A 24,884-nucleotide genomic window follows, 5' to 3' on the forward strand; every position below is an offset into this window, starting at 1 on the left:
AACTCAGAATCCCATGCAGACTGTGAAGCTCGCATGTGAAGTGTAAGGCGTAGCGAATACAGGAGAAAAAACATTTGCGTAGATCTCTTCTCCATTCGCTTCAGCCGAGGCCCATACGATGCCTTGCGTTGCGTTGCCGTCGTCCATTTCCTGGTCCATTATTTTGGCAATTTTGCCGGGAATTTTTCCTGAGCAAACAACGTGGCGAATTGCGCGTGAACCTGCAGGTTTTCTCGGAATGTTCGCGCTGGTGAACGACACGACACGAAGCTGACCATTCATGGCGTTGAGTGCTTCCCCCCGATTTGGGTTGCCTTCTGCGAGGCCGGCCAAGCGAACATGGTTCCAGAAAAGGATTGACTCGTCAGAGCTCCTGCTGGGAGTTAACCAGTTGGTTGGCCAAACTATCAGATTGGTAATCCACCCGTCGCCATCGCCATTGGTCACGTCAGCTCTGAAGTGGAGGGATGCTGCCGGGTCATCGCCAGGGGTTGCCTTGTATCGCTCCTGGTATGTCCGCACCATCTCCCGTACATCCCGCATTTCCCGGGCCAGCACTCCGGCCTGGGCAAGGTCCCTCAAGCTTCGTGCCTTTAACACGCCGCCAATGATCAGCAGCATCAGAGACATACATGCGACAACTTGCAGTAGCGCAATACCCGCTTGTTTGGGACCTGAGCTTGTCATCGGGAAACTCCAATACCTCAGTCTTCACTCCAGCGAGGACGCATGGTAAACCCCACACAGATGGAAGCTCTTCAAAAAGCCATGCACACCGTATAGAACAGTGTGTCCTTGTATTGGCTAGGTGCATCCGCACTCGTGACAGGGCGTCCACTCGTTTCGTCAGCTGCCCATACCCTGCCGTGCGTGGCGCCACCGTCGTCCGCTTCCTGGTCCATCAGTCGCGCTGTCCGGCCGGGAATGCCGGAGGAACAGACAGCATGCAGGCCGATCGCCTCTGCCGGACGCGCGGGCAGCCTGCTTCGGCTGGCACTCACGCCAAGGATGCCGCCCAGTGCATTGAAGGCCCGCAAATCACTGGGGTTTCCTTCGGCGAGCTTCGCCAGCCGTACATGATTCCAGAAGAGGCCGCTTTCGTTCCCTGGGTCGGCACGGTTGTCGTCCCAGCTTCCGACAGAGACGTTGTTGATGATCCGGTTATCGCCGTTGCCATTCGCGATCGGGCCGGTCAGATGCTCGGATGCAAGTGCATCGTCACCGGGAATGGCTTTGTAGGTGCTGCGGTAAGCGTGGAACATCGTTTTCACTTCTTCCATTTCACTGACCAGCTTTTTCGCATCTACCCGGTCAAGCACGGTATAGCCTTCCAGCGCAGCGAGAACGATCAAGCCCAGGAACAGCAGCGAAAAGACCAGTTCGATCAATGTCAGGCCGTTCTGGCGCAGGTAGTTGAGCTGCATGCGGGTGTCTTTTTTGGGGACTCAGCGAAAATCGCCTGCGGGAACAGCATCGCCGCCATTCCCGCGGGATCAGTCGACGCGCTTACTGTGCAAGGCACACGGTGTACTTCTTGGCATCGTCATAGTCTTTTGGCAGCGCAGCATCAGCGGCGGTTACCGCTCCGGTAGTGCCTTCCTCGGATCCAAAGAGCTGGCCCTTCTCGGATACACCGTCATCCAGCATGATATCCAGGGCACGTGCGGTCTTTCCAGGAATCGCACTCGAGCAGACGTAGTAGCTGGCATTGACGCCATCCGGGGTTTTAGGACGGAAATTGTTCGATGTAATGCCGAGCTTGCCGCCCAGTGCATTGGTGGCGGTGCCAGAACTGGCGCTCCCGCTTGCCAGGCCGGCCAAACGAACATGCTGCCAGAACAGCGTGGTTTCATCCGTCGCTACGACAGTGGCGTCACCTATCCACTTGCCCGAATCGATTGCACCGTTACCTGGATTGGTAGTCGATTTCAAGGCGGTTTTCTGGTTGAGATCGGCTTTGGCATCGTCACCAGGAATTGCGCGGTACAAATCGCGATACCCGTTAACCATCGTGGAAAGGCTACGCATCTCGTTTGCGAGAGATTTCACCGTGCCGTTTTCGATCAGGGCCTGGCCTTTGAGCACGCCGCCGATCAGCAATCCAATGATTACCAGCACAATCGCGATTTCGACCAGGGTAAAACCCTTCTGCTGTTGCGTTACCTGTTTCATGACATTTCCTTCCAGAGATTGAGGCGATTGAACGACATTGAGTGGCGCGAAGCTGGCCGTACATTTACAACCTGAAAACTATTGGATAACACATGACAAATGCAAACAGGAAATACTCGTTGTTGTACGAAAAGATTACCACTGGAAAAAGAACCTGCAAGATGTCTAATTTTTTTACCTTGATGTAATCGTTATTTCGTGTATTGCAGAAATTAATTAACTTTTGAAATGCCCTGAGTTCGATCAAAAGAATTCCACGGTGGCGCGTGACTTCTGGCCTCGCAAAGGGGAATGCTCAGGAAAAACTGCAAGTTCTCGTGGCAGTCGCGTTGGACGCTTAGATTTCCACCTATGCGTTCAAGAAGCTGCTTCGATTGATAAAGCCCAATGCCGAGTCCATTCGGATCCGTACTCCAGAATGGCTCAAACAGACGTTCCAGCTTGACGGTAGTTAATGGCTGGAAGGAAGAGATCTTCACCGTCGCGATGGCTTGGTCTATGCCGATCTGAAAATGCAGGGATAAATTGGATGCATGGTCGCGATAGTTTTTCAAAATATTGTCGAGCGCCGTCACGAGTTCATCGCTGGAGGAACGCAACATGGCATCGCCCACGACCGACCATTGCAGTTGGTGCAGCTGGCACAGCGATACGATTTCATCGCGGATGCTGCGTTCAGTTGCCGCTTCGCGCCTGGCCGAGTGGGTCACCAGGTCAACGACGCGATCGGCACGGCGCCGTATCAGCGGCACCGTCGAGCAGAGGTAGTCGAGTACGTGCTGCTCGCGTCCCGCCTGCACGCTTTCCAGCTGGTCTCCCATCAGCTGGATGTACTGTGCGATGTTCTTCATGTCGTGCTGGAGGAACAAGGCCAGCTTCGCCATCTGGCTGAAGGCCTTGTCCGTTGCCCCAGCCTTGATCCACATGTCGGCACGCAGCATGAGAAGAAAGGTCTCCGTCACACATTGATCGAAATAGCGCCCTTCGCCCCAGCTATGCCGGCTGTACACGCTGACATCCAGGCGCATCTCGCCGACAGTCAGGATGCGGGTGACGCCGTGCTTCCCGCTCTTGCCATGGCGTTCGGAGATGCGGACGCCGAACCAGTCCAGCTGCCACTTGAGCCCGGCCAGGCCGGCATTGCGGAGCAAAGGCCAGGCCTTGCGCAGGAAGTCGGGTGTGTCGAAGCCGAGTTCCTCGTTAAGGCGGATCAGGGCCAGGCTGCTACGGTTGACGCCCACCGCGCGGCGCCACAGGTAGCACAAGACCATTGCAATGGTCGTGCCGGCCACGATCAGGTAAGCGGGATAGCTCGGCTCAATCATCACGCGCAATACCGTATTTCTTCATCAGGTAGTAGACGTTCTCGCGCTTGACGCCCAGCCGCTTGGCGCTCCGATAGACGTTGAAGCCGGTCTCGCGCAGCACTTGCCGTACCACTCGTCCTTCGGCGCTGTCGCGCACGCTCTTCAGGCCCTCGCCCAGTTGCGCATTGATCGCGATACGGGTGACGCCCTGCTGCTCGAGCCGTTGCTCCTTACGCAGGAACAGCAGGCAGCGTGTAATGGCATCGAGGATTTTCGGTGCTGGCGCCGGCTTGGGCAGGAAGTCGAAGGCGCCTTCCCGGACGGCTTCCAATGCGGCCTGTTCCTCGTCCTGCCCGGTCAGCACGATCACCTTGACGGGCAGGATCTCGGCATGGATCGCCTTGAGTGTGTTGATGCCTTCCGAGATCTGGTAGGGAAAGGGGGGAAGCCCGAGGTCGAGCAGTACCACCTCGACGGCTGGCGTCGCCTGCAGGACGCGCAGGGCATCTGCACCATTGTCGACATGCATGACATGCAAACCATGCTGCTCGAGCACGCTACGCAGCATGCCCGCCAGGGCAGGGTCGTCTTCGACCAGCAAGATGGACGCCGAGCGGCCCGCAGCACGCTCGCACATGGCCTGATCAGCGTTGGCTACACTTGGCATCACGGCATTCATGGGAGGGCACCGGCAGCGATCATGCGGCTGAATACCGTATGGGGCGATTCCCAGCTGAGCTGGTCGTCGAACTCCTTGCCGGCAGTCCGGTTCACGGACGCTGCCACGAACACGTGGTCGGTATTCAAGTTCGATCCTTCGTTGGCGCTAGCGCCGCTTGTATCGGAACTCGCATTTCTCCCAAGGGAATACACAAGGAAGGGCGCCATGTCGGTCAGGCTGGCGCCAGTGCAGGTCGGCGAGCTTTTTGCGGCGACCGCGGCACACACCACCAGCAGGCGCGTTGCCGACGCGACGCTGGCCATGGTCGCGTTCCTGACGCCGTCGGTCCTGGTGAAAGGATTCGCGACGCCGTTGATCGTTCCGCTATAGACCGCGTACCTGATGCGGTTACTGGTCGTTCCCCAGCCATCCAGCGCAAACCCGGCCGCATCGACCGGTGTGATGCCCAGGGTCCCTGCGGGCAAGAAACCGGCAAAGCTGCTGCAGTTGCCATTGGCTGCCGATCCGCCAGTGGCAAAACTTTCCTTCCCGGCCGAGGATTCAATTGCCGGGCAGGGAAGGCGGCGGTTCGCCGCCACGTAGCCGAGCAGGGCCTCCTTGATCTGCTTGAGCTGCCTGTCGGTCTCGACGACATTGGACCGCTCGATCTCGGTGGACAGTGGACGCAGCAGGCCACCCAATACCAGCGTGACAATGATGAGCACCACTGCCAGTTCGATCAATGAAAAGCCAGGCTGTTTTCTCATGGTATGTCCGTCATTGCAGGAGGTAGGGAGCGCGGTTGCTGGTCGTGATGCTGGCCTTCACAGACGCGTTGCTGCCGATGGTCATCCGGGCGGCACCGCCGCAGGTCGCCAGCCCGTCCGCGCCGATGGAGCCCGGTGTCGACTGGACGCAGCCGGCGGCGACCTGGTAGCCGAGATGTAAGTGCCAGTTGCTGGCTGCGAACCAGCCGGGCAGGGCGGCGAGCGGGGCGGGCAGGCTGGCCGGGAAAAGGGGATGGGTACAGCTTCCGGCACTCGCGGGCAGGAAGCCGCTGGCAAGACGATCCTTGCATGCGCCATCGTCCGCCGGAGCAGCGTAGGGGAAAAAGAAGTTCTGGTTGAAATAGGCACGCAGGCGGCTTCCCACTTCACTGCTCACCCGTGCCTCGACCGCGCGCATCAGCTCCCTGCTGGTCAGCGGAAGCAGGACGTCGTTGAAGGGCTGGCTGGCGCGGGTGACAAAGGCGCCGCCGCCTGCACGGTTCAGGTCTTCCAGATAGTCGCTGATGACCGGCATGCCGCCCGGCGTACGCGCCTGCTGGGACAGCGCCGCGCCAGGCGACAGCACGATGGCGACCGCGCTGTTCGCGACGCCGTCGATGCTCAGCTGGGCCGGCGTCGCACTGTTGATGGGGGCGCTGCGAAAGCCGGGCGATAGCGCATACCACAGCTTGTCACGGTTGGCGTCGCGCAGGTCGGGCAGGCCCAGGGTGCGCCATGGCAGCCTGCCGATCGCTGGCAGGGTGCAGGCATCCATGGCCTTTCCTTCCTCGGGGCTGCCGAGCAATGAAAGATCTTCCGGACACGGCAGCTGGCCGGGCAATGCGTCATTGCTTGCCGCCCAGGCGAGCAGGGCCTGCTTGGCTTCGGCCATGGCACGCGCCGTCGCCTCGCTGCGCCCGGTGACGGGCATGGCGCCATGCAGTACCCCTACCAGCGCCGTCAAGGCCGCGACCGACACCAGGGCGAGCAGGACCAATAGCGCGCCGCCTCGGGCGCTGGTAGCGCGATCGTAGCTGGTGACCGAATGCCGGGACAATCCCATCTCCACCTCAACGCTTGCCAGGGATTGAAAGGGCCGGAGGCTGGCCGCTTTCGCGCACGGTGTTGCTGTCCACGTCGTAAGTCTGTCCGACCTTGAGAAGGATGTGGCGACCGTCACGCAGAACAGGTACGTGCACCGGCGCGCGCTGGCTGTGTTGCCTGCCTTGTAGTTGTGCCGGCAAGTGTGCTGCGCCTGCCTTGTCCTGATTGAACCAGGCCGTGGCCTTGCCGCGGCTGTTGCGCACGTAGCCGTCTAGCGTGATCTGCTGGAGCGTTCCAGTAGCAGGACCCTGGAGGCGCAGGATACCGCCCTGGTGCCGCATTCGTTCCAGGTCGATGCGTTCGGTCGGTGTTAGAAACAGGCGATCCAGCACGCTTTGGGCAGTGGCCGGCGCGCTGCACAGGAGCATGACAATGAAAGTCAGGTAACGCATTTGTCTATCCCCCAGTCGGTGACGCCGGTATGGGGCTGGCGGCAGTGCGCCGGCCGATAGTGAGCAGGAAGACCGAACAGTCGGCGTGCAGGCGGGCATCGAGCGGTTCCGAGGCCTGGCGCCGCGTGAGCTTGCAGGATTCGGGCGCGAAGATGCCATTGCCTTTGAGTCCGCCGATGAGGCTGAACAGGTCGCGCTCATGCAGCATCGGCATGTTCAGGTTCAGCTGGCTCCCACGCAGTTCCATCGACCCTGTCATGACCGAAGGGTCGATGACGAGCGGCTGCTGCGGCGAGATGGTATAGGTCAGGGACAGCAGTTTTCGCTCGTCACGGGTCTGCTGCATTCCTTCCATCAGGTCGAGCCGGGTTTCCTCGCCGATCAGTCCATCGCGCTTCATCTGTTCGAACTGCGGCTGGTAGCTCAGGATTTCACGCCGCTCTGCGATGGCCACGTCGAGCCTGGTCTGTGCTTGCTGCCGCTCGGTTTCGCGCAGCTCCTCCATCTGCTGCCAGCGCGAACGCAGCTCAAGGCTGCCGTAAACCGCACCGCCACCGAGAGCGAGACTGAGCAGCACGACGATCGTCGCGTCCTGGATAATCGGGAAATCGTTGCGGAAGAACGAGCGGGAACGCAGCTTGGCGGCAGGTTTCAATGCTTCGGTCTTCTTGAACGCTTGTTTGGCCTCCATGGTCATTGCTTCCAGACGAGTTCAATGGCAAACGGCGCCGGTTGATCGGTGGGTGTTGCACTGGCCTGCCCCTCCAGCCTGGCCGCTGGCGAGATGTCGATCGGGCGCCGCGTGACCGTAATGTTGTGCTGCGGATGCTGCTCGAGCATCCGGACGAAGCGGTCGACATCCGCCAGTGCGGAGCGGTAGTCGCCCGCGAATGGTTGGACTTTGCCTTCGATTGTCACGACCTGGTCCGGCTGGCGCGGCACGCCAAGGGTAGCCGCATGGACTTGCTGCTGGCCGGAAGCGTTGGTCGTCGCCGCGGCATATGGCGCTCGCAGTTTCCAGTGGAGCAGATCGATTGTCAGGCCGGGAATGGCTGCCAGTGCCTGGCTCACATGGGCCAGGGCCGGTTCCATCGGCGTCATGTTCTGCCTGAGCATTTTGCCGATCTCGACTGCTGCCTTCATGTCGCGCGCGCTCACTTCGGTCCTGGGCATGCTGCGCAGGACAGCGTTGTAGTCCAGGGTGATGCGTACGGTCTCGGCATTCAGCGCCTCGATCCGGCGGTAATGCTCCCAGCTCGCGTCGGCATTCAGTCCAGCCCAGGCCAGTCCGACCGCGACTGTCCCGCCGGCCAGCGCCTGCAGCGCCACGCGCCAGCGCAGCATGTCGTAGATGCGGTTCTGTTCGAAGGTCTCGTACTGCCGGGCCGGCGGCTTGCATGCCAGTAGGGCCACGAACAGGGTGTCGCACACGGCCGGCAGCACCGACCCACCCAGGCCGAGCCGGGCGGCGGCGTCGGCGATGTCGATCAGGTGGTAATCCGAGGCCGCCGTCTCCCTGCACCTGCCCTGCAGCGGCGCCAGGCAGGCGCGGGCGGCGACGACGGCCACGTCCAGCCGCTCTTCGCGCGCCAGCAGGCGCGCGGTGGCCAGGTATTCGCGGGTCTGCTCGACGTCGTGCAACACGGTGTCGGCAAAGCCTTCCAGGCCGTTGTCGTACCAGGGCGCGAGGCGGCTGAACACCAGGTGGCCGTGCTCGAAGTAGCTCTGGCGGATGCCGCTCGACTGGTGGGTGATCAAGAGCAGCGGGGTCGCGGGCAGGCGCAGTCCCTTGCGCAGCAGCTTGCCCATCAGCGCCAGCGAATACATGCCGGCCAGCGGCACCCGCTTGTCCTGCAGCACGCGCAGCCAGCCGGAGGTGGCGGCCGGATTGGTCAGGGCACTGAACAGGATGTAGTCGTCCTTGCGCCCGTCGGCCTGGCGGCCGGTGACTTCGGCGCGACGGTAAGGCGTGTCGCGGTAGAGCTGGCCCAGGCGGCGTTCCATCATGGCGCGCCGCGCCTTCGGCATCACGTGGGGCAGGGTCTCCTGCTGGAAGTTCTCCTCGGTCAGGTCCACCAGCAGGTAGGTCGGCAGGCCCGCGTGTTCCTCGAGATAGCGGCCGAACTCCGCCCGTCCCGCCGGGCTGTCGTAGAAATCACGCACGGGCGACAGGCCTTCCTTGTCATACAGGTAGGCATGCATTTCCCAGTCGCTCAGGTAAAGGAGGTGCTTGGGCACGGTGGCGGCCTCGCGTTGGTCAGGTCTTGATCTTGCTGATGGTGTCGTAGATCGGGCCGAGCACGGACAGCATGATCCAGCCGAGCAGCAGGCCGAGGACCACGGTCATGGCCGGCTCGATGATGGTCTGCAGCTTGCCGATCTGCTCCTTGACTTCCCGGTCGTAGAAATAGGCGGCGTTGCGCAGGGCGCTTTCCAGGGCACCGGTCGATTCGCCGACCTTCAGCATCCGGATCACCAGCGGCGGGAAGATCCGGATCTGGTCGAAGGCATCGGTGATGTTGTTGCCTTCCGAGATCAGCTGGGTCGCGCGGTGTACCCCGGCCCCGACGAAGCTGTTGTTGGCGATCTGCTCCGACAGGCGCAGGCATTCGAGCACCGTGATGCCGGAACCGTACATGATGGCGAAGAATGTGGTGAAGCGGGCCAGGATGATCTTGTGCAGGATCGGCCCGATCAGCCATACGCGCAGCAGGTACTGGTCGTAGTGGTAGCGTGCCATCGGGCTGGTCCGGATGGCGACGATGGCGGCCACCAGGGTCCCGATGGGCAGCGCGAGCAGCAATGGCCAGTAGTTGACGAAGATCTTCGACACGAAGATCAGCAGGCGCGTGTGCAGCGGCAGTTCCTGCCCCATGTTCTGGATGAATACGGTCAGCTGCGGCACCAGGTACATCATCAGGAACACCATCACCCCCAGCACCACGGTGCCGACCATGGCCGGGTACATGACGATCTTCTTGGTGTGCGAGGCCAGCTCGTCCTGCCACTTCAGGGTCTCGGTCAGGTGCCGGAACACCTGGGGCAGGGTACCGCTGTGCTCGCCGGCCCGGATCAGGCTGCTGAAGGTCTGGTTGAAGACGTCGTCATGCTGCTCCAGCGCGGCCGAGAGCTGCATGCCGCCCTCGATCGATTCGATGATGTCGGCCACCGTTTCCTTGAAGCTGGGATTGGTGGCGCCGTCGCGCAGGTCGCCCAGTCCCTCCAGCAGCGGCACGCCGGCGCTGGTGAGCTGCTCCAGGTGGAAGCAGAAGTTGATCAGGTCCTTGCGCTTGACCTTGCCGAAGCCGAGGCTGAACTTGCCGCGCTCCTGGGGCGAGCCGTCGACCAGGTCGAGCTCGATGCGGCGCAGGCGCACTTCGAGGTCGGCCAGGTTGGCCGCGCGCAGCCTGCCGCGCACCAGCTTGCCCTCCGGGTTCATCGACTGGTAGGCGAACAGGGGCATCAGTGCACCCCGCCCGTCATGTCGACCACGCGCGCCACCTCGTCGATCGAGGTGACGCCTTCGCGCACGCGGCGCAGGCCGTCGGCCAGCAGCGACTGGAAGCCGGCCGCGAGCGCCGCCCGTTTCAGTTCGCGCGCGGTGGCCCGGCGGCCGATCAGCTCGTCCAGCTCGTCGTTCAGCTTGAGCAGCTCGATGATGGCCAGGCGTCCCTTGTAGCCGCGGTGGCTGCAGTGTTCGCAGCCGCGCGAGCGGTACAGCGTGACCGCCGGCGCGCTGTCGGGCAGGCCGAGCAGGCGGCGCTCGAGGGCGCTGGCGATCACCGGCCGCTTGCAGTGCGGGCACAGCTTGCGCACCAGGCGTTGGGCGATGATCCCGATGATGTTGCCGGCCATGATGTCGGGCAGGATGCCGATGTCGAGCAGGCGCGCCACCGCGCCGATCGCCGAATTGGTGTGCAGCGTGCTGTACACCTGGTGTCCGGTCATGGCGGCCGAGAACGCCATCTCGGCCGTCTCGGCGTCGCGGATCTCGCCCACCAGGATGATGTCCGGGTCCTGTCGCATCATCGAACGGATGCCGTTGGCAAAACCGAGCTTGGCCGATTCGTTGACCGAGGTCTGCCGGATCATCGCCATCGGGTACTCGACCGGATCCTCGAGCGTCATGATGTTGACGCTCTCGTCGTTGATGTGGTTCAGGATCGAATACAGCGTGGTGGTCTTGCCGCTGCCGGTCGGGCCGGTCACCAGGATCACGCCGTCGGGGCGGGCGATCATCAGCTTGAGCAGGGCCAGCTCCTGTTCGCCCAGGCCCAGGCCGTCGATCGGGACGATGCCCTTCTGCCGGTCCAGCACGCGCAGCACGATGTTCTCGCCGTGGGTGGTGGGCTGGGCGGCGGCGCGGAAGTCGATCTGGCGGCCCGAGAAGCGGATCGAGATGCGGCCATCCTGGGGCGCGCGGTTTTCCGCGATGTTCATGTTGCTCATGATTTTCAGGCGCACCGCCATCGCCGGCCAGTAGCTTTTGTGCAGGCTGCGGATCTGGTGCAGGATGCCGTCGATCCGGTAGCGGATGCGCAGGAAGGACTGCTCCGGTTCGAAGTGGATGTCGGAGGCGTTCTGCTGCACCGCGTCGGCCAGGATCGCATCCATCAGGCGCACCAGCGGCTGGCTGTACTCGTCCGACACGTTCTGCATCTGCCGGTAGTCGACCTCGCCGGTCTCGATCTCGTGCAGGATGCCGTCGATCGACATCTCGAAGCCGTAGTACTGGTCGATCGCGCGCGCGATGTCCGAGTGGCTGGCCAGCACCGGGACCACGCTGCCGTCCTTGCCCAGCATCGCGCGGATGTGGTCGAGGGCGATGATGTTGCTGGTATCGGCCATGGCCAGCGTCAGCGCGCGCTGGCCCCGGTCGTAGACGAGCGGGAAGATGTGGTAGCGCTTGGCGACGTCCTTGCGGATCAGCTTGAGCGCGCCGGCATCGACCACCATGTTGGACAGGTCGGCGCTCTGTTGGCTCAGGTTGGCGCTGAGGGCCTCGCGCACCGTGGCCTCGGTCACGAAGCCGAGCTCGACCAGCAGCTTGCCGAGCGGCTGCGGATTGCGTTTCTGTTCCGTCAGGGCAATGCGCAGCTGGTCCTCGCTGATCATGCCGTTCTTGATCAGGGTCTGGCCCAGCGGCAGTTTGGTCTTGTCCGACATGGTGGCTCGCTACTCCTTGCGGTGGCAGGTGCCCGTCACTGGTCCGCGGCGACGGCCTGCAGTTCGGTGATGCGCGCGCTGGCCTGTTCGTGCGTGAAGCTGGCGCGGCCGGTTGCGGCCAGTGCGAGCGCGCGCTGGTAGAAGTCGAGCGCGGCGCGGGTCTGGCCCAGCCGGTCCAGGCTGATCGCCAGGTTCATCGCGTAGTCCGGATTGCGGGCGTTGTTGTGGAAAGCCCGGAAGTAGGCATCCTGGGCCTCGGCCCAGCGCATCTGCCCGGCATACACGTTACCCAGCGCGAACAGGGCCGGCGCCGACTGCGGGTCGTGTGCCAGCACCCGCTTGAGCCGGCTTTCCGCACTGCCGGCTTCGTCCTGGCGCAGCCCGCTCAAGGCGGCATGCGCGTCGCCATCGAGCGGATCGAGCGCCAGCAGTTGCCGGTTGAGGGCCAGCGCCTGGGCTTCCTTGCCTTCCGCCAGCGCCAGCGCGGCCAGGCCGAGCAGGGCGTCGCGGTTGTTCTGGTCGCTGCCCAGCACCTTCTGGTACAGCTGCCGGGCATTGGCATTGTCGCCCTGCTGCCAGGCGCGGTAGGCGGCCTGCAGGGTGGCGCCGGCGCTGCCGGTGCTGCCGCGCCGGATGTCGATGCGTTCGCCGTCCGCCAGTGCCTGCGCCGGCGCCGGTGCCGCCGGCGCGCTGGGGAGCAGGCGCGGATGCGGGTCCGGCGCGCTGGCGGTGGCCTGGCTGGGCTGGCTGGGCTGGCTGGCCTGGACGGGCTGGACGGGCGGTAGCGTGGCAGCGGCGGGGTCCGCGCTCCGGGTATCGGCAGCCGGTGAAGCGGTGGCAGCGGCTGCCGGCTCGCCCGGATTGGCTGCCCCCGCGCCCGGCGGCATCGGCAGTGGCGCCGGCGCCTGGGCCAGTGTGTCGGGGGCGGAAGCATCCGTGCCCAACTGCATGTAGATATAGCCGAACACGCCGGCCAGGCCGAGCGTGACGGCGCCGATGCCCGCCACCAGCACCAGCCGGCGCGAGGTCGAGCGCGCCGCGCCGGCCGGACGTGCTGGCGCCTGGAGGTAGGGTGGGCTGTCGTCGCCGGACAGGCTGGGCATGTCGGCGCCGGCCTGCTCCGCATGCTCCCGCGATGGCGCCAGCCTGGCTGGCTGCTCCAGGTCCGGATCCTGGTCCGGGCCCGGCCGGGCGGCGGCGTCGCCGTAGGCGTCGGGTTCGGCGAGCTCGTCCGGCGCGCTGCGTCCTCCGGAACGCTCCAGGCGCGCGGCGTCGAGCACCAGGTCGTTGCGCGCCACGGGCGGAAGCTGCCACGGGCCGGCCGAGGCTGGCACACTGCCGGGGTGCACGGTCGGCAGCGGGGCATCCGGTACCGACTCGGCGAAGCAGGTGTCGTCGCCGGTCTCGGCCGCGCTGGCCACCGACACCGCTTCCATGAAGTTCAAGGGCTCCAGCGTCATTTCGCGCGCATAAGGAGCATTCACCCCGGCATCGGCCACGGCGGCGCCGTTCGGTGCGCGCCGCAGGTCCGCGCGGTCGGGATCGGCCGGCGCGCCGCCGCGGCCGGGGTTGCGCGCCTGTTCGGCGTCTTGCAGGGCTTGCATCAGTAAGCTGCTCACGATTCCTCCATCCCGGAAACGGCGGTGCCGCGGGCATCGTCCAGGCCGCTGAATGCGTCGCGGTCCGGCCTTGCCTCCTTCGGCAACAGATAACGGTAGTCCTTGTAGTCGCCCTCGATGCTGGCGTCGCGGATCACGACCGGACGCATGAAGATCACCAGCTCGGACTTGGTGGTGGTCTCGTTCCTGGCCGTGATCAAGTTGCCCAGCAACGGAATCCGGCTCGCGATCGGGATCTCGTCGCGCAGGTTGTTGACCGTATCCTGCATCAGGCCGCCCATGACGGCGATCTGGCCGCTGCCCACCTTCATGACCGATTCCATTTCGCGCGTCTGGATCTCGGGAATCCGGTTCTTGACGCCGGAGCCGGCCAGGGCCGGCGCGGGGTCCTCGACGAAGCCGACGATGCGCGAAATGCTGGGCCGGACGTTGAAGGTGACTTCGCCCGCGGCCGAGATCTGGGGCGTCAGGCTCATCACGAAGCCGACCGGCACCGTATGCAGCGTCGAGGTGTAGGTGGCCAGGCTGGGCGAGCCGGCGGTGCCGCTCGTGATGGACGATTCGACGGTGAAGTAGACGTGGTTGTCCACCACCTTCAGCATCGCCGTCTGGTTGTTGAGGACGCTGATCTTCGGGCTCGACAGCACCCGCACCTTGCCGAAGGATTCCAGCAGCTTGAGGCTGACGGCGAGGTTGCCGAGGCGCGAAGTCGGATTCAGGTAGTTAATCGCCAGCATCCCGTCCGGGCCGCTCACCGGGAAGGTGCCGGTCGGCAGGTTGGGCGAGCCGATGAAGACATTGGTCCCTTCCGCGCCGAGGCGCAGGCTGTCCCACTTGATGCCTTGCTGGTAATTGTCGTTCAGCTGGACTTCCACCACGGTGGCTTCGACCAGCACCTGGCGCCTGGCGCTCGATAGCAGCAGGTCGAGGAATTCCTGCACCCGGTCGTGCTGGCGCGCGGTGGCCCGCACCGCCAGCAGGCCATTCGCGGGATTGGCGATGACGGCGGTTGGGCGGCCCCTGTCCGCCTTCTCGGCCGCGGGCGGCGGCGCGGAAGCCGGTGCGGCCGCGTTCGGCTCCACGGGCGCGGCGGGACGGGTGGCGGCCCGTGCGCGTTCCGGTTCGTCCAGGATGTCGCGCACGTTCTTTTCGAGCTGCTCCCAGAAGTGGTTGGTCGAGGTGTTGGTGACGGTGGTGGTGGAGTTGTTGTCGCCGCTGCCGCCCATGCCCATGCCACCGCCGGTGCCGCCGCCTGCGCCACCGCCACCGCCGGCGCCGCCCATGGCATTGCCGAGCGTGCCCGGGGTGGAGATATTGGTGGCGATGCTCACCTTCGTTTCCGTGCTGCGCGCCACGTTCACGTAGTCGATCCGGTAGGTGCGCAGGAAAGGCGTGTCGGGCATGACGACCAGGTTCTGGCCATTGAGGGAATAGCGCAGGTCGACCTGCTTGCTGATGCGCTCCAGGATCTGGGGCAGGGTCTGGTCCAGGGCATTGAGCGTGACCTCGCCCTCGATGCCGGGATGGACGTCGATGTTGATCCTGGCGTCGCGCGCCAGCGCGAACAGCAGCGACTGGACGGGCAGCCGGTACACGGTCACGCTGTAGGTTTCCGCTTTCTTGACGGGCGCGGGCGGAGGCAGGACCCGGCTTTGCCGCACCGGCTCGGGAATCGCTCCCTGCGGATGCGCGGGGCGGTTGACATGCGTGGGAGAAATGGCGGCCGGCTGGGTTCCACAGCCGGCCAGGACCGCACTACAGGCAAGTACGACGGCGCGTTTGAGCATTTGCTTTCCGTTCCTAAACTGTGACTGTTTCCAACCAGAAGGTGTTTCAAAGTAGCATTTTGGTTTTGTGCAACTGTTGATGTGGTTCAATTGCCTGCGAGACAGGAAGGCAAGCGTTGCAGAACCGCCTGCGCGTGCGGCGGGCGATGTTGGAGGCGGCTCGTGGCGAGCGAAGATGGGGTGCTGCAGGAGGGAATGCGTGTAGGTGCACCGGCGCGCGCGGTCGGCACAGCCGGCCACCCCGCCGGGCGTGGCGCCTAGGGTCTGTCTGACTGAGCGAAGGCGAAGAATGAGAGAATTAGATCGGGAGGGCTATGAAGATGAGCCGAACTGATCTAACCGAGAAGCAATGGCGGCGGTTGGAATCCCATCTGCCGCCAAATCCGCATCACGGTCATGCTTATGTCGAGCACCGACATGTGATCAATGGAATCCTGTGGCGTTTAAGGACTGGGGCGCCTTGGCGCGACATTCCAGCGCGCTACGGGCCTTGGCAGACCTGTTATGACCGGTTTGTCCGCTGGTCGCGCGACGGTACCTGGAAGCGCTTGCTCACAGTCATGCAAGCGGCAGCCGATGAAGCTGGCCTGATCGATTGGGATGGCGCTGCGCTCGATGCTACACACATCAAAGCTCACCGTAGCGCCGCCGGGGCCCGCAAGAAATTGCCTGCGGCGGAAAAAAGGGGCTCATAACTGACGAGTGGCTCGGCCGATCGCGCGGCGGCATCACCAGCAAGATTCACCTGTGTGTTGATGGGCACGGTCTGCCCTTGTCGATTGTCGTCACTGCTGGACAATGCAGCGATGCGGCAAATCTTGGACAGGTTCTCGATGCCATCTCGGTACCGCGTCCTGCCCGTGGCCGGCCTCGCAAACGTCCCTCATGCTTGCGCGTCGACCGCGCCTATGGCGCACGTCATTATCGACAGCAGATCCAAAACCGCGGGATACGCTGTGTGTGTCCTGAACGTCTCGATGCGCAGAAAAGCCGACTGCGCAAAGGACGCAACGGTGGCGCGCCACCAAGGTTCGACGTCGAAGCTTACAAAGGCCGCAACGTCGTCGAGCGGGCGATCAACCGGCTGAAGGACTTCCGCGCCGTTGCAACGCGTTACGACAAGCGCGGCCATAACTACCTCGCCGCAGTCATCGTGGCGACAATAATGTTATGGCTTCCCTGAACTCAGTCAGACAGACCCTAGCGGTAGCGGCGGTGGAAGCGGCTGCCCAGGCGGGTCAGGACTTCGTAGCCGATGGTGCCGGCGGCGGCGGCCACGTCGTCCACTGTCAGCGTGGGGCCGAGCAGCTCGACTTCGGCCCCGGGCTGGACCAGGCTGTCCGGCACGCCGGTCACGTCGAGGCCCATGCTGTCCATCGAGACCCGGCCGACTACCGGCACCACCTGGCCGCCGATGCGGGCCTGGCCGCGGCCGGACAGGGAGCGCAGCCAGCCGTCGGCGTAGCCGATCGACACCGTCGCGATGCGGCGCGCACCGGCCACCACGTGGTGGCAGCCATAGCCCACGACGTCGCCGTCGATCGCCGTGCGCACCTGCACCACGCGCGCATGCAGGGACACCGCCTGGCGCAGCGGGTTCGGATTGCCCGGCTGCGGGTTGATGCCGTACAGCGCGGCGCCCGGGCGCAGCAGGTCGTAGTGGTAGTCCGGGCCGAGGAAGATGCCCGAGGAATTCGCCAGGCTGGCCGGCACGCCGGGCAGGATGGCGCGCAGGCGCTCAAAACGCTCGCGCTGCGCCGCGTTCATCGGATGCGCCGGCTCGTCGGCGCTGGCCAGGTGGCTCATCACGAGTACCGGGCGCAGGCCGTCCAGCCAGCCGGGGTCCGCGCTCAGGGCCGCCAGGTCGGCGGGAGCGATGCCCATGCGCGACATGCCGGTATCGAGCTGGATCGCCGCCTGCAGTTCACGTCCGAGCGCGCGCGCCAGCGCGCGCCATTCGTGCAGCTGGCCGGGGTCGTTCAATACCGGAACCAGGCCATGTGCGGCGCAGTCGCCGGCGGTACCCGGTGGCGGGCCATGCAGCACGTAGATGGCGCAGCCGGGCCCAAGCAGGGGACGCAGACGGATGCCTTCGTCCAGGTGCGCGGTGAAGAACACCGTGCAGCCTTCCTGCGCCAGCGCGGGCGCCACCTGTTCCATGCCGAGCCCGTAGGCATCGGCCTTCATCACGGCCGCGCAGCGTGCGCGCGCCATGGCGGCCAGTTGGCGGTAGTTGGCGCGTACCGCGCCCAGGTCGACCGTCAGCACGGCCCCGGCGCGGGCCGCCTCCACCGAATGCAGCATCGGCTGGCGGGCGTTCAGGCTTCGGCCAGTTCCGGCGCCGGCGCGCGGCGCGGCGTGCCGGCATAGCGGAACACGGCCAGGTCGTCGGCGCGGATGGCCGGCTTCCTGCCGCTCACCAGGTCGGCGATGACGCTGGCCGAGCCGCAGGCCATGGTCCAGCCCAGCGTGCCGTGGCCGGTGTTCAGGAACAGGTTGCGCAGCGGAGTGGCGCCCACCACCGGGGTGCTGTCCGGGGTCATCGGGCGCAGGCCGGTCCAGAAAGCGGCCTGGCGGGTGTCGCCGGCGCCCGGGAACAGGTCGTTGACGACCATTTCCAGCGTCGCCCGGCGCGCCGGGTTCAGGGTCTTGCTGTAGCCCGCGATCTCGGCCATGCCGCCGACGCGGATGCGGTCGTCAAAACGGGTCACGGCGATCTTGTAGGTCTCGTCCAGGATGGTCGACACCGGCGCGCGCTGCGCATCGGTGATCGGCACCGTGATCGAGTAGCCCTTGAGCGGATACACGGGCAGCGCGAACTGCTCCTTCAGCAGCAGGCGCGAATAGCTGCCCAGCGCCAGCACGTAGCGCTCGGCGGTGAGCGTGCCCTTGTCGGTGCGCACGCCGGTGATCTGGCCGTTGCCGATGTCGAGCGCACGGATCTCGGTGTCGAACTCGAACCGCACGCCGAGGTCGCGCGCCATCGCGGTCAGGCGGGTGGTGAACAGCTGGCAGTCGCCGGTCTCGTCGTTCGGCAGGCGCAGGCCGCCCACCAGGCCGGCGTGCTCGCCCAGCGCCGGCTCGGCCTGGCCCAGCTCGCGGCCCTGGAGCAGCTCGTAGTCGACGCCGGCCTCGCGCAGGATCTCGATATCCTTGGCCGCGCCCTCCAGCTGCTGCTGGGTGCGGAACAGCTGGATCGTGCCGAGGGCGCGGCCCTCGTACTCGATGCCGGTCTCGGCGCGCAGTTCACGGATGCAGTCGCGGCTGTACTCGGCCAGGCGCACCATGCGTTCCTTGTTGACGGCGTAGCGGTCGGCCGTGCAGTTGCGGAACATCTGCCACATCCACTGGAGCTGGAACAGCGAGCCGTCCGGACGGATCGCCAGCGGCGCGTGTTCCTGGAACAGCCATTTCGCGGCCTTCAGCGGAATGCCCGGCGCCGCCCAGGGCGAGGCGTAGCCCGGGGAGATCTGGCCGGCATTCGCGAAACTCGTTTCCAGGGCGGGGCCGGCCTGGCGGTCGATGACAGTGACGTCGTGGCCTGCCTTGGCCAGATAGTAAGCGGTGGTCACGCCGACCACGCCGCTGCCCAGTACGAGAACGCGCATGATGTGCCTAGGTCCTGTAATAAAGTAAGGAAGCCGGATTTAGAAAAGATTGCCATCATACCGCCCATGATGGAATAATGGATTCTGTTATTACACAGGTTTTCAGTGAAAGTTCATGCGCGTCCAAAAGACTTCCAACCGCATCCTCGACAAGATCGACCTCCACATCCTGGCGGTGCTGCAGGATGACGCCCGGATCGCCATGAAGGAACTGGCCGAACAGGTGGGCCTGTCGCTCACGCCCTGCATCGAGCGGGTGCGGCGAATGGAGCGCGACGGCGTGATCACCGGCTACCATGCGCGCGTGAGCCCGCAGGCGATGGGCCTGCAGATCCTGGTGTTCGTCGAGATCACGCTGCACCAGAAGTCCGAGAAGGCCTTCGACCGCTTCCGGCGCGCCATGCTCGGCATTCCCGAAGTGATGGAATGCCACCTGGTGTCGGGCGACTTCGACTACCTGATCAAGGCGCGCATCCCGGAAATGTCGGAATACCGGCGCCTGCTGGGCGAGATCCTGCACGTGGCCGACGCCGGGCAGTCGAAGAGCTACGTGGTGATGGAAGAGCTGAAGGAAACGCTGGCGCTGTCGATTCCGCGCTGAAGCGCCGCCGCATCCGCATGGCGCTGACGGTACAATAATGCATTCGACAATTTTTCCAGCGAGATCACCATGGCCGTCAATTCCCCCCTGCCAGTCGCAGCCGACCTGAAACCCGTCAAGGGCATCGAGATCGGCTTTGCCGAAGCCGGCATCAAGAAGCCCAACCGCAAGGACCTGCTGGTCATGAAGCTGGCCGAAGGCGCGACCGTGTCCGGCGTGTTCACCACCAACCGCTTCTGCGCCGCGCCGGTCCAGGTGAGCAAGGCCAACCTGGCGGCGATGGCCAATGGCGGCAAGCCGGTCCGCGCGCTGGTGGTCAATACCGGCAACGCGAACGCCGCCACCGGCGAGCAGGGCCTGGCCAATGCGCAGGCCACCTGCGCCGAGGTGGCCAGGCTGCTCGGCCTGGAAGCGCAGCAGGTGCTGCCGTTCTCCACCGGCGTGATCCTGGAACAGCTGCCGATCGAGAAGCTCATCGCCGGCCTGCCCGCCGCGGTGGCGAACCTGAAGCTGGACAACTGGTTCAACGCCGCCGAGGCGATCATGACCACCGACACCCAGCCGAAGGCGGCATCAACCACCGTCACCATCGGCGGCCACAGCGTCACCATGACCGGCATCAGCAAAGGAGCCGGCATGATCAAGCCGAACATGGCCACCATGCTGGGCTACCTCGCGATCGACGCCAAGGTGGCGCAGCCGGTGCTGGACGAACTGGTGAAGCACGCGGCCGACCACTCCTTCAACAGCATCACGATCGACGGCGACACCTCGACCAACGATTCCTTCATCGTCGTGGCCACCGGTGCCGGCAGCCTGGCGGTCGATGCCGCCACCGGTGCCGAGTACGAGGCGCTGAAGGAAGCCGTGACCGATATCTCGCGCAACCTGGCGCAGCAGATCATCCGCGACGGCGAAGGCGCGACCAAGTTCATGACCATCACGGTGGAGGGGGGCAGGAACGTGGAAGAATGCCGGAGAATCGCCTACGCGGTCGCGCATTCGCCGCTGGTCAAGACGGCCTTCTTCGCCTCCGACCCGAACCTGGGCCGCATCCTGGCCGCGATCGGCTATGCCGGCGTCGACGACCTCGACACCAGCAAACTCGACCTCTACCTGGACGACGTGTGGGTGGCCAAGGCCGGTGGCCGCAATCCGGACTACCGCGAAGAAGACGGCCAGCGCGTGATGAAGCAGGCCGAGATCACGGTGCGCGCCACGCTGGGCCGCGGCGAAGCCAGCGCCACCGTCTGGACCTGCGACCTGTCGCACGACTACGTCTCGATCAACGCGGACTACCGCTCCTGACTGGCGTACCAGGCCCGATGACCTCCCTGGAACAGTTCCTGCACCGCGCCGAAGCCCTGCTGGCGCGGGTGGAGGCGCTGCTGCCCCCTGGCGTGCCGCGCGAGCCGGACTGGAAGCGCGGCTTCGCCTTCCGCTGGCGCAGGCGCCCGGGCGGCACCGGCGCCGGCAACTACCTGGCGCCGGTGCTGCATGCCTCCACCATCCGGCTCGAGGATTTGCAGCACGTCGACGCCCAGAAACGCGCGATCGAGCAGAACACCAGGCAGTTCGTGGGGCGCCGCCCGGCCAACAACGTGCTGCTGACCGGCGCGCGCGGCACCGGCAAATCGTCCCTGATCAAGGCCTGCCTGAACGGCTTCGCCGGCCAGGGCCTGCGCCTGATCGAGGTCGACAAGGCCGACCTGGCCGACCTGCCCGACATCGTCGACCTGGTGGCCGGCAGGCCGGAGCGCTTCGTGATCTTCTGCGACGACCTGTCCTTCGAAGAGGGCGAGGCGGGCTACAAGGCGCTCAAGGTGGCGCTGGACGGCAGCATCGCGGCGCCATCGGACAATGTGCTGATCTATGCGACCTCGAACCGGCGCCACCTGATGCCCGAGAAGATGTCGGATAACGCCGGCTACACGCACGGCGAGGATGGCGACCTGCATCCGGGCGAGACGGTGGAAGAGCGCATTTCCCTGTCCGAGCGCTTCGGGCTGTGGCTGTCCTTCTATCCCTTCAAACAGGATGACTACCTGGACATCGTGGCGCACTGGCTGGCCGGCTTCGGCTGCACGCCGCAGCAGATCGATGCGGCGCGCACCGAAGCCCTGCAATGGGCCCTGCAGCGGGGCTCGCGCTCGGGGCGGGTGGCCTGGCAGTTTGCGAAAGACCATGCCGGCAGGCTGCCGGATCGGGCAAGCGATGCGTGAAACGACAGCGAAACCGGTCGACGTCGCGGTCGGCATCCTGATGCGCCCGAACGGCGACGTGCTGCTGGGCCAGCGTCCGGACGGCAAGCCGTATGCCGGCTACTGGGAATTCCCGGGCGGGAAGGTCGAACCGGGCGAAGACATCTTCCACGCGCTGCAGCGCGAGTTCGTCGAGGAACTGGGAATCAAGGTGCTCAGCGGCGCAGCCTGGTGCTGCGTCGAGCACGTGTACGAGCACGCCCACGTGCGCCTGTATTTCTACATCTGCCGGGAGTGGGAAGGGGAACCGCAAAGCCTGGAAGGACAGGCCTTTGCCTGGCAGGGCGGCTATAGCGTCAGTCCGCTGCTGCCGGCCACCATCCCGCTGCTGGAATGGCTCGACCTGGTGCGCTATCCGCGCGCCTGACGCCGTTCCTGGCGGCGCCGGCGCCGCTCTTCCTTCCCGCAATCGAACAGGCCGGCCACCAGGTCGGCCAGGCCGCAGGCGCAGTCGCCGCTGCCGCTGCCCAGGCAGCGTCCCAGCGTGCGCGGGGACGGCAGGTCGCAGCCGTCGCAAGCATCACAGGGCAGCATGTCACAGTCGCCGCGCTGGTGATGCAGGAGCGGGTTGCGCGGCGCGGCAGCGGTGCGCCATGCCGTGGCACAGCGCCGCAGCCGGCGCCGCAGCAGGTGCAGTCCGCGCAGCAGGCCGTGGCGCGCGATGACGCGGTAGCCGTAGGCCGAGCAGCTGTCGGCGCCGGTCGCTGCCCGCAGCGCGCAGGAATAGCCCTTGATGGGAGAGAGGTGGCGCTGGTACAGGCGGATCGCCCACAGCGCCAGGCGCGACACGACGGAGACCGGGCCGCGCATGCGCCTATTCGTCGGACGGCTTCTCGCCCTGCGGTTGGCCCTGCGGGGCGCCGGGGATCGTGTATTTCTCGTCGGCCCAGGCGCCCAGGTCGATCTGCTTGCAGCGCTCGGAGCAGAACGGGCGGTAGGCGTTGGCCGGGGTCCATTCGACCTTCTTGCCGCAGGTCGGGCAGGCGACGACAGTCATCTTAAAACCAGTCAAAAGTTACAGAGGGTCAGGTTGAACGGCACGTCTTCTTCCAGCGCCTTGGGCTTGCAGTCGCCGCCCTGCGTGGTGAAGCGTACCCACAGCATATACTTGTTGGCCGAAATCTCGGGGATCGCATCGAGCGCGCCGTCGATCGACAGGCGCAGCATCTGGTACACCTTGCCCTGCAACATCTGCTGGTAGCTGCCCCCGGAAGCGATCATCTTGACCGGGCCGCCCGAGTCGCGCAGCAGGCGCAGCACCAGCGCCAGCGCCTCGAACAGCGGGGCCAGCGGGGCGAACCAGCCCATCACGTCGGCCTGGCGCTGCGCAGCCGGACGGTGCTGCCAGGCGTAATACGAGGGCAGGTCGAATTCGCAGGCGCCGCCGGGAATGATGGTGCGGCCGCGGATGCTCATCAGCCATTCATTCTCGCGCACGTTCTGCCCGGTCTTGCCCTGGGAAGCGACCAGGGCGCCGCTCACCGCGTCCAGCTCGGCCAGCACAGCGTCGAGCGTCTCGGCGGCCACGTTCGGGTTGCTGCGCCAGGACAGCAGGCTCTGCTTCTGGCGCTCGAGTTCCTGCAGCAGGTCCGACTTCAGGTCGGCACGGCCGGCCACTTCCAGCATGTCGAAGATCGTGGCAAGGGCCACGTGGTGCTGCATCGGGTGCTCTTGTTGTACAAAAAACTTGAACTTCTCGTACAGGTCTTCCAGCCGCAACAACGTGCGAATCCGCTCGTTGAAAGGATATTCGTAGACGATCAAAATGACATTCCTCTGAATGTAGGGCTGGCGAGCAACTCCGTGATTCTGAACCATGCTGCGCAAAATTACAAATGTCACATTAACGCAGCCAGGGACGTCTCATATAACTTTGCTGTGGGACAGGTATAGCGCATGCAGCGCCTCGACCTGGGGCCGCAGCGTCTCCAGGCCGTCGTCGTTCAGGATGATGTCGTCGGCCGCCGCGCGCCGCTGCGCGCGCGTGACCTGGGCCGCCATGATGGCGCGTACCTGGGCCTCGGGCAGCCCGTTCCTGGCCATCACGCGCGCCACCTGCACGTCTTCCGGGCAGTCGATCGCCAGCACCCGCGTGACGCGCTCGCGCCAGGTGCCCGATTCGATCAAGAGCGGCACCACGAAGATCACATAGTCGCCGGTGGCGATGGCGGCGGCGGCCGCGGTGGCCGCGCGGATGCGCGGATGCAGGATGGCCTCCAGCCTGGCGCGCGCGCCGGCATCGGCGAACACCAGGGCGCGCATCTTCGCCCGGTCCAGCGCGCCTTCCGGGGTGGCGAAGTCCGGCCCGAATTCGGCCAGCAGGGCCGGCATGGCGGCGCCCTGCGGGACGGTCAGCGCATGCGCGATCTCGTCGGTGTCGATCACGGCGGCGCCGAGCGCGGCGAATAGGTTAGCCACGGTGGTCTTGCCACAGCCGATGCCGCCGGTCAGGCCGACGCTGAATGCGGGCGGGCGGGGGGTGTCCATGTCAGCCGGCCAGGACAGACTGCAAGCCGGCGCTGATGGTGCTGCCGTAGAGCATGGCGATCAGGCCCGCCGCCGCCAGGTAGGGGCCGAAGGGAATCGGCTTGTCGCGGCCGCGCTTGGCGACCACGATCAGGGTGATGCCGACCAGGGCCCCCACCACCGAGGACAGCAGGATGATGGCCGGCAGCATCTGCCAGCCGAGCCAGGCGCCGAGGGCCGCCAGCAGCTTGAAGTCGCCATAGCCCATGCCTTCCTTGCCGGTGGCCAGCTTGAACAGCCAGTACACGGCCCACAGCACCAGGTAGCCGGCGGCGGCGCCGATCACGGCGTCGGCCAGCGGCACGAAGGTGGCGTCCAGGTTCACCAGCAGGCCGGCCCACAGCAGCGGATAGGTCAGGTCGTCCGGCAGCAGCTGGGTATCGATGTCGATGAAGGTCATCGCCACCAGCAGGAACAGGAACAGCAGCGCCGCCAGGCCGGCCAGGCCGCTGCCGAAGGTCCAGACCAGCACGCCCGCCAGGAAACCGGTCAGCAGTTCGACGGCTGGGTAGCGCGCCGAGATCGGCGCCTTGCAACTGCGGCACTTGCCGCGCAGCGCCAGCCAGCTGATGACCGGGATGTTTTCCATGGCCGTGATCCCGTGCCCGCAGCAGGGGCAGCTCGAGCGCGGCACCATCAGGTTGTAGCGGTCGGTATGCGGCGGCTCCTTGCCGCTTTCCTGGGCCACGTAGTTGTCCGACTCGCGCTGCATCATCTTCGGGATGCGGTGGATGACCACGTTCAGGAAGCTGCCGACGAGCAGCCCGAACAGGGCGGCCACCAGGGTGGCGGCCAGCGTGGCGGGCGGGGCGAACAGGAAGGAGTCCAGGGGCATGGGGGCGGGGTCCGGTGATTGAAGGTGAAGCGAAAATAATTCTTCGTATCAACCTATTGTAGAGCTTTCCTGCGATTT

At 65.2% G+C, this 24,884-nt stretch carries 26 protein-coding genes; 5 read left to right on the plus strand and 21 right to left on the minus strand.

What is annotated here, in order from left to right:
* Positions 1 to 3 precede the first annotated feature (3 nt).
* The 14 genes from LE190_RS14355 to mshL all read right to left on the minus strand — a co-directional run bounded on the left by LE190_RS14355 (position 4) and on the right by mshL (position 14,975).
* The gene (locus tag LE190_RS14355; RefSeq protein ID WP_225239342.1) at positions 4 to 621 is read right to left on the minus strand and encodes a hypothetical protein; all 618 of its coding nucleotides are present in this window, start codon (positions 619 to 621) and stop codon (positions 4 to 6) included.
* A 137-nt stretch (positions 622 to 758) separates the two neighbouring features.
* A complete protein-coding gene (locus LE190_RS14360; RefSeq protein WP_225239343.1) occupies positions 759 to 1,424 on the minus strand; it encodes a hypothetical protein in 666 nt (221 codons plus the stop codon).
* A gap of 82 nt (positions 1,425 to 1,506) precedes the next feature.
* Complete coding sequence (locus LE190_RS14365) at positions 1,507 to 2,172, minus strand: type II secretion system protein (RefSeq protein ID WP_225239344.1); 666 nt, start codon at positions 2,170 to 2,172, stop codon at positions 1,507 to 1,509.
* A gap of 212 nt (positions 2,173 to 2,384) precedes the next feature.
* Positions 2,385 to 3,497, minus strand: coding sequence for a sensor histidine kinase (locus LE190_RS14370; protein WP_369598432.1), 1,113 nt, complete (start codon positions 3,495 to 3,497; stop codon positions 2,385 to 2,387).
* Positions 3,490 to 4,158 carry a response regulator gene (locus tag LE190_RS14375; protein WP_225239346.1) on the minus strand — a complete coding sequence of 223 codons (669 nt, stop codon included), beginning with the start codon at positions 4,156 to 4,158 and terminating at the stop codon, positions 3,490 to 3,492. Before LE190_RS14375 ends, LE190_RS14370 begins: the two co-directional genes overlap by 8 nt.
* A complete protein-coding gene (locus tag LE190_RS14380) occupies positions 4,155 to 4,907 on the minus strand; it encodes a type II secretion system protein (protein ID WP_225239347.1) in 753 nt (250 codons plus the stop codon). Before LE190_RS14380 ends, LE190_RS14375 begins: the two co-directional genes overlap by 4 nt.
* A 10-nt stretch (positions 4,908 to 4,917) precedes the next feature.
* Positions 4,918 to 5,964 carry a hypothetical protein gene (locus LE190_RS14385; protein ID WP_225239348.1) on the minus strand — a complete coding sequence of 349 codons (1,047 nt, stop codon included), beginning with the start codon at positions 5,962 to 5,964 and terminating at the stop codon, positions 4,918 to 4,920.
* Between the two features lie 13 nt (positions 5,965 to 5,977).
* A complete protein-coding gene (locus LE190_RS14390) occupies positions 5,978 to 6,403 on the minus strand; it encodes a hypothetical protein (protein WP_225239349.1) in 426 nt (141 codons plus the stop codon).
* Between the two features lie 4 nt (positions 6,404 to 6,407).
* Positions 6,408 to 7,100 (minus strand): hypothetical protein, encoded by a 693-nt coding sequence (locus LE190_RS14395; RefSeq protein ID WP_225239350.1) that lies wholly within the window; start codon positions 7,098 to 7,100, stop codon positions 6,408 to 6,410.
* On the minus strand, positions 7,097 to 8,641 hold the full coding sequence (locus LE190_RS14400) for a hypothetical protein (protein WP_225239351.1): 1,545 nt from the start codon (positions 8,639 to 8,641) through the stop codon (positions 7,097 to 7,099). The genes LE190_RS14395 and LE190_RS14400 overlap by 4 nt, the downstream gene beginning before the upstream one ends.
* Positions 8,642 to 8,660: 19 nt before the next feature.
* Positions 8,661 to 9,866, minus strand: coding sequence for a type II secretion system F family protein (locus tag LE190_RS14405; RefSeq protein WP_225239352.1), 1,206 nt, complete (start codon positions 9,864 to 9,866; stop codon positions 8,661 to 8,663).
* Entirely contained in the window at positions 9,866 to 11,569 is a 1,704-nt protein-coding gene (locus LE190_RS14410; RefSeq protein ID WP_225239353.1) for a GspE/PulE family protein, read from the minus strand. Before LE190_RS14410 ends, LE190_RS14405 begins: the two co-directional genes overlap by 1 nt.
* Before the next feature lie 35 nt (positions 11,570 to 11,604).
* Positions 11,605 to 13,173 carry a tetratricopeptide repeat protein gene (locus LE190_RS14415; protein WP_225239354.1) on the minus strand — a complete coding sequence of 523 codons (1,569 nt, stop codon included), beginning with the start codon at positions 13,171 to 13,173 and terminating at the stop codon, positions 11,605 to 11,607.
* Positions 13,174 to 13,184: 11 nt separating this feature from the next.
* Entirely contained in the window at positions 13,185 to 14,975 is a 1,791-nt protein-coding gene (gene mshL / locus LE190_RS14420) for a pilus (MSHA type) biogenesis protein MshL (protein WP_225239355.1), read from the minus strand.
* 320 nt (positions 14,976 to 15,295) lie between these two features.
* On the opposite strand from mshL, the gene LE190_RS14425 reads away from it, so the two are divergent.
* Positions 15,296 to 16,158 (plus strand): IS5 family transposase gene (locus LE190_RS14425; RefSeq protein WP_374041198.1). Its coding sequence is split into 2 segments (ribosomal slippage): positions 15,296 to 15,665 and positions 15,665 to 16,158, totalling 864 coding nucleotides; the frame shifts between segments, so codons are not numbered across the junction.
* A 17-nt stretch (positions 16,159 to 16,175) separates the two neighbouring features.
* Here the strand turns inward: LE190_RS14425 and alr are convergent.
* On the minus strand, positions 16,176 to 17,279 hold the full coding sequence (gene alr / locus LE190_RS14430; protein ID WP_225239356.1) for an alanine racemase: 1,104 nt from the start codon (positions 17,277 to 17,279) through the stop codon (positions 16,176 to 16,178).
* Positions 17,280 to 17,293: 14 nt separating this feature from the next.
* On the minus strand, positions 17,294 to 18,583 hold the full coding sequence (locus LE190_RS14435) for a D-amino acid dehydrogenase (protein WP_225239357.1): 1,290 nt from the start codon (positions 18,581 to 18,583) through the stop codon (positions 17,294 to 17,296).
* 115 nt (positions 18,584 to 18,698) lie between these two features.
* On the opposite strand from LE190_RS14435, the gene LE190_RS14440 reads away from it, so the two are divergent.
* From LE190_RS14440 to LE190_RS14455, 4 genes are all read left to right on the plus strand, one after another.
* A complete protein-coding gene (locus LE190_RS14440) occupies positions 18,699 to 19,184 on the plus strand; it encodes an Lrp/AsnC ligand binding domain-containing protein (protein ID WP_224947822.1) in 486 nt (161 codons plus the stop codon).
* 69 nt (positions 19,185 to 19,253) lie between these two features.
* A complete protein-coding gene (argJ, locus tag LE190_RS14445) occupies positions 19,254 to 20,492 on the plus strand; it encodes a bifunctional glutamate N-acetyltransferase/amino-acid acetyltransferase ArgJ (protein ID WP_225239358.1) in 1,239 nt (412 codons plus the stop codon).
* A gap of 17 nt (positions 20,493 to 20,509) precedes the next feature.
* The gene (locus tag LE190_RS14450) at positions 20,510 to 21,406 is read left to right on the plus strand and encodes an ATP-binding protein (protein ID WP_225239359.1); all 897 of its coding nucleotides are present in this window, start codon (positions 20,510 to 20,512) and stop codon (positions 21,404 to 21,406) included.
* Positions 21,399 to 21,812: an NUDIX domain-containing protein gene (locus LE190_RS14455; protein WP_225239360.1), complete on the plus strand. Its 414-nt coding sequence runs from the start codon at positions 21,399 to 21,401 to the stop codon at positions 21,810 to 21,812. Before LE190_RS14450 ends, LE190_RS14455 begins: the two co-directional genes overlap by 8 nt.
* On the opposite strand, the gene yidD is transcribed toward LE190_RS14455, so the two are convergent.
* The 5 genes from yidD to LE190_RS14480 all read right to left on the minus strand — a co-directional run bounded on the left by yidD (position 21,797) and on the right by LE190_RS14480 (position 24,806).
* On the minus strand, positions 21,797 to 22,255 hold the full coding sequence (gene yidD, locus LE190_RS14460) for a membrane protein insertion efficiency factor YidD (RefSeq protein ID WP_225239361.1): 459 nt from the start codon (positions 22,253 to 22,255) through the stop codon (positions 21,797 to 21,799). The genes LE190_RS14455 and yidD overlap by 16 nt on opposite strands.
* 4 nt (positions 22,256 to 22,259) lie before the next feature.
* A complete protein-coding gene (gene yacG / locus LE190_RS14465) occupies positions 22,260 to 22,442 on the minus strand; it encodes a DNA gyrase inhibitor YacG (protein ID WP_224947827.1) in 183 nt (60 codons plus the stop codon).
* Positions 22,443 to 22,453: 11 nt separating this feature from the next.
* Entirely contained in the window at positions 22,454 to 23,209 is a 756-nt protein-coding gene (zapD, locus tag LE190_RS14470; protein ID WP_224947828.1) for a cell division protein ZapD, read from the minus strand.
* A 99-nt stretch (positions 23,210 to 23,308) separates the two neighbouring features.
* Entirely contained in the window at positions 23,309 to 23,932 is a 624-nt protein-coding gene (gene coaE, locus LE190_RS14475; protein ID WP_225239362.1) for a dephospho-CoA kinase, read from the minus strand.
* A gap of 1 nt (position 23,933) precedes the next feature.
* Positions 23,934 to 24,806, minus strand: a complete 873-nt coding sequence (locus LE190_RS14480) for a prepilin peptidase (RefSeq protein ID WP_225239363.1) — start codon at positions 24,804 to 24,806, stop codon at positions 23,934 to 23,936.
* Positions 24,807 to 24,884: the final 78 nt, after the last annotated feature.

Source organism: Massilia hydrophila, from assembly GCF_020208145.1.
In the GTDB taxonomy this organism is placed as follows: domain Bacteria; phylum Pseudomonadota; class Gammaproteobacteria; order Burkholderiales; family Burkholderiaceae_D; genus Telluria; species Telluria hydrophila.

What these genes read in the sequence shown, in the direction of transcription:
- LE190_RS14410 (WP_225239353.1), bottom strand. Translation starts at nt 11,569, where the DNA reads ATGTCGGACAAGACCAAACTGCCGCTGGGCCAGACCCTGATCAAGAAC.
- alr (WP_225239356.1), bottom strand. Translation starts at nt 17,279, where the DNA reads ATGCTGCATTCGGTGGAGGCGGCCCGCGCCGGGGCCGTGCTGACGGTC.
- LE190_RS14440 (WP_224947822.1), top strand. Translation starts at nt 18,699, where the DNA reads ATGCGCGTCCAAAAGACTTCCAACCGCATCCTCGACAAGATCGACCTC.
- yidD (WP_225239361.1), bottom strand. Translation starts at nt 22,255, where the DNA reads ATGCGCGGCCCGGTCTCCGTCGTGTCGCGCCTGGCGCTGTGGGCGATC.
- LE190_RS14370 (WP_369598432.1), bottom strand. Translation starts at nt 3,497, where the DNA reads ATGATTGAGCCGAGCTATCCCGCTTACCTGATCGTGGCCGGCACGACC.
- LE190_RS14395 (WP_225239350.1), bottom strand. Translation starts at nt 7,100, where the DNA reads ATGACCATGGAGGCCAAACAAGCGTTCAAGAAGACCGAAGCATTGAAA.
- LE190_RS14375 (WP_225239346.1), bottom strand. Translation starts at nt 4,158, where the DNA reads ATGAATGCCGTGATGCCAAGTGTAGCCAACGCTGATCAGGCCATGTGC.
- yacG (WP_224947827.1), bottom strand. Translation starts at nt 22,442, where the DNA reads ATGACTGTCGTCGCCTGCCCGACCTGCGGCAAGAAGGTCGAATGGACC.
- LE190_RS14435 (WP_225239357.1), bottom strand. Translation starts at nt 18,583, where the DNA reads ATGCGCGTTCTCGTACTGGGCAGCGGCGTGGTCGGCGTGACCACCGCT.
- LE190_RS14365 (WP_225239344.1), bottom strand. Translation starts at nt 2,172, where the DNA reads ATGAAACAGGTAACGCAACAGCAGAAGGGTTTTACCCTGGTCGAAATC.
- LE190_RS14355 (WP_225239342.1), bottom strand. Translation starts at nt 621, where the DNA reads ATGCTGCTGATCATTGGCGGCGTGTTAAAGGCACGAAGCTTGAGGGAC.
- LE190_RS14450 (WP_225239359.1), top strand. Translation starts at nt 20,510, where the DNA reads ATGACCTCCCTGGAACAGTTCCTGCACCGCGCCGAAGCCCTGCTGGCG.
- LE190_RS14415 (WP_225239354.1), bottom strand. Translation starts at nt 13,173, where the DNA reads ATGCAAGCCCTGCAAGACGCCGAACAGGCGCGCAACCCCGGCCGCGGC.
- LE190_RS14455 (WP_225239360.1), top strand. Translation starts at nt 21,399, where the DNA reads ATGCGTGAAACGACAGCGAAACCGGTCGACGTCGCGGTCGGCATCCTG.
- LE190_RS14360 (WP_225239343.1), bottom strand. Translation starts at nt 1,424, where the DNA reads ATGCAGCTCAACTACCTGCGCCAGAACGGCCTGACATTGATCGAACTG.
- mshL (WP_225239355.1), bottom strand. Translation starts at nt 14,975, where the DNA reads ATGCTCAAACGCGCCGTCGTACTTGCCTGTAGTGCGGTCCTGGCCGGC.
- LE190_RS14390 (WP_225239349.1), bottom strand. Translation starts at nt 6,403, where the DNA reads ATGCGTTACCTGACTTTCATTGTCATGCTCCTGTGCAGCGCGCCGGCC.
- argJ (WP_225239358.1), top strand. Translation starts at nt 19,254, where the DNA reads ATGGCCGTCAATTCCCCCCTGCCAGTCGCAGCCGACCTGAAACCCGTC.
- LE190_RS14380 (WP_225239347.1), bottom strand. Translation starts at nt 4,907, where the DNA reads ATGAGAAAACAGCCTGGCTTTTCATTGATCGAACTGGCAGTGGTGCTC.
- LE190_RS14480 (WP_225239363.1), bottom strand. Translation starts at nt 24,806, where the DNA reads ATGCCCCTGGACTCCTTCCTGTTCGCCCCGCCCGCCACGCTGGCCGCC.
- coaE (WP_225239362.1), bottom strand. Translation starts at nt 23,932, where the DNA reads ATGGACACCCCCCGCCCGCCCGCATTCAGCGTCGGCCTGACCGGCGGC.
- LE190_RS14405 (WP_225239352.1), bottom strand. Translation starts at nt 9,866, where the DNA reads ATGCCCCTGTTCGCCTACCAGTCGATGAACCCGGAGGGCAAGCTGGTG.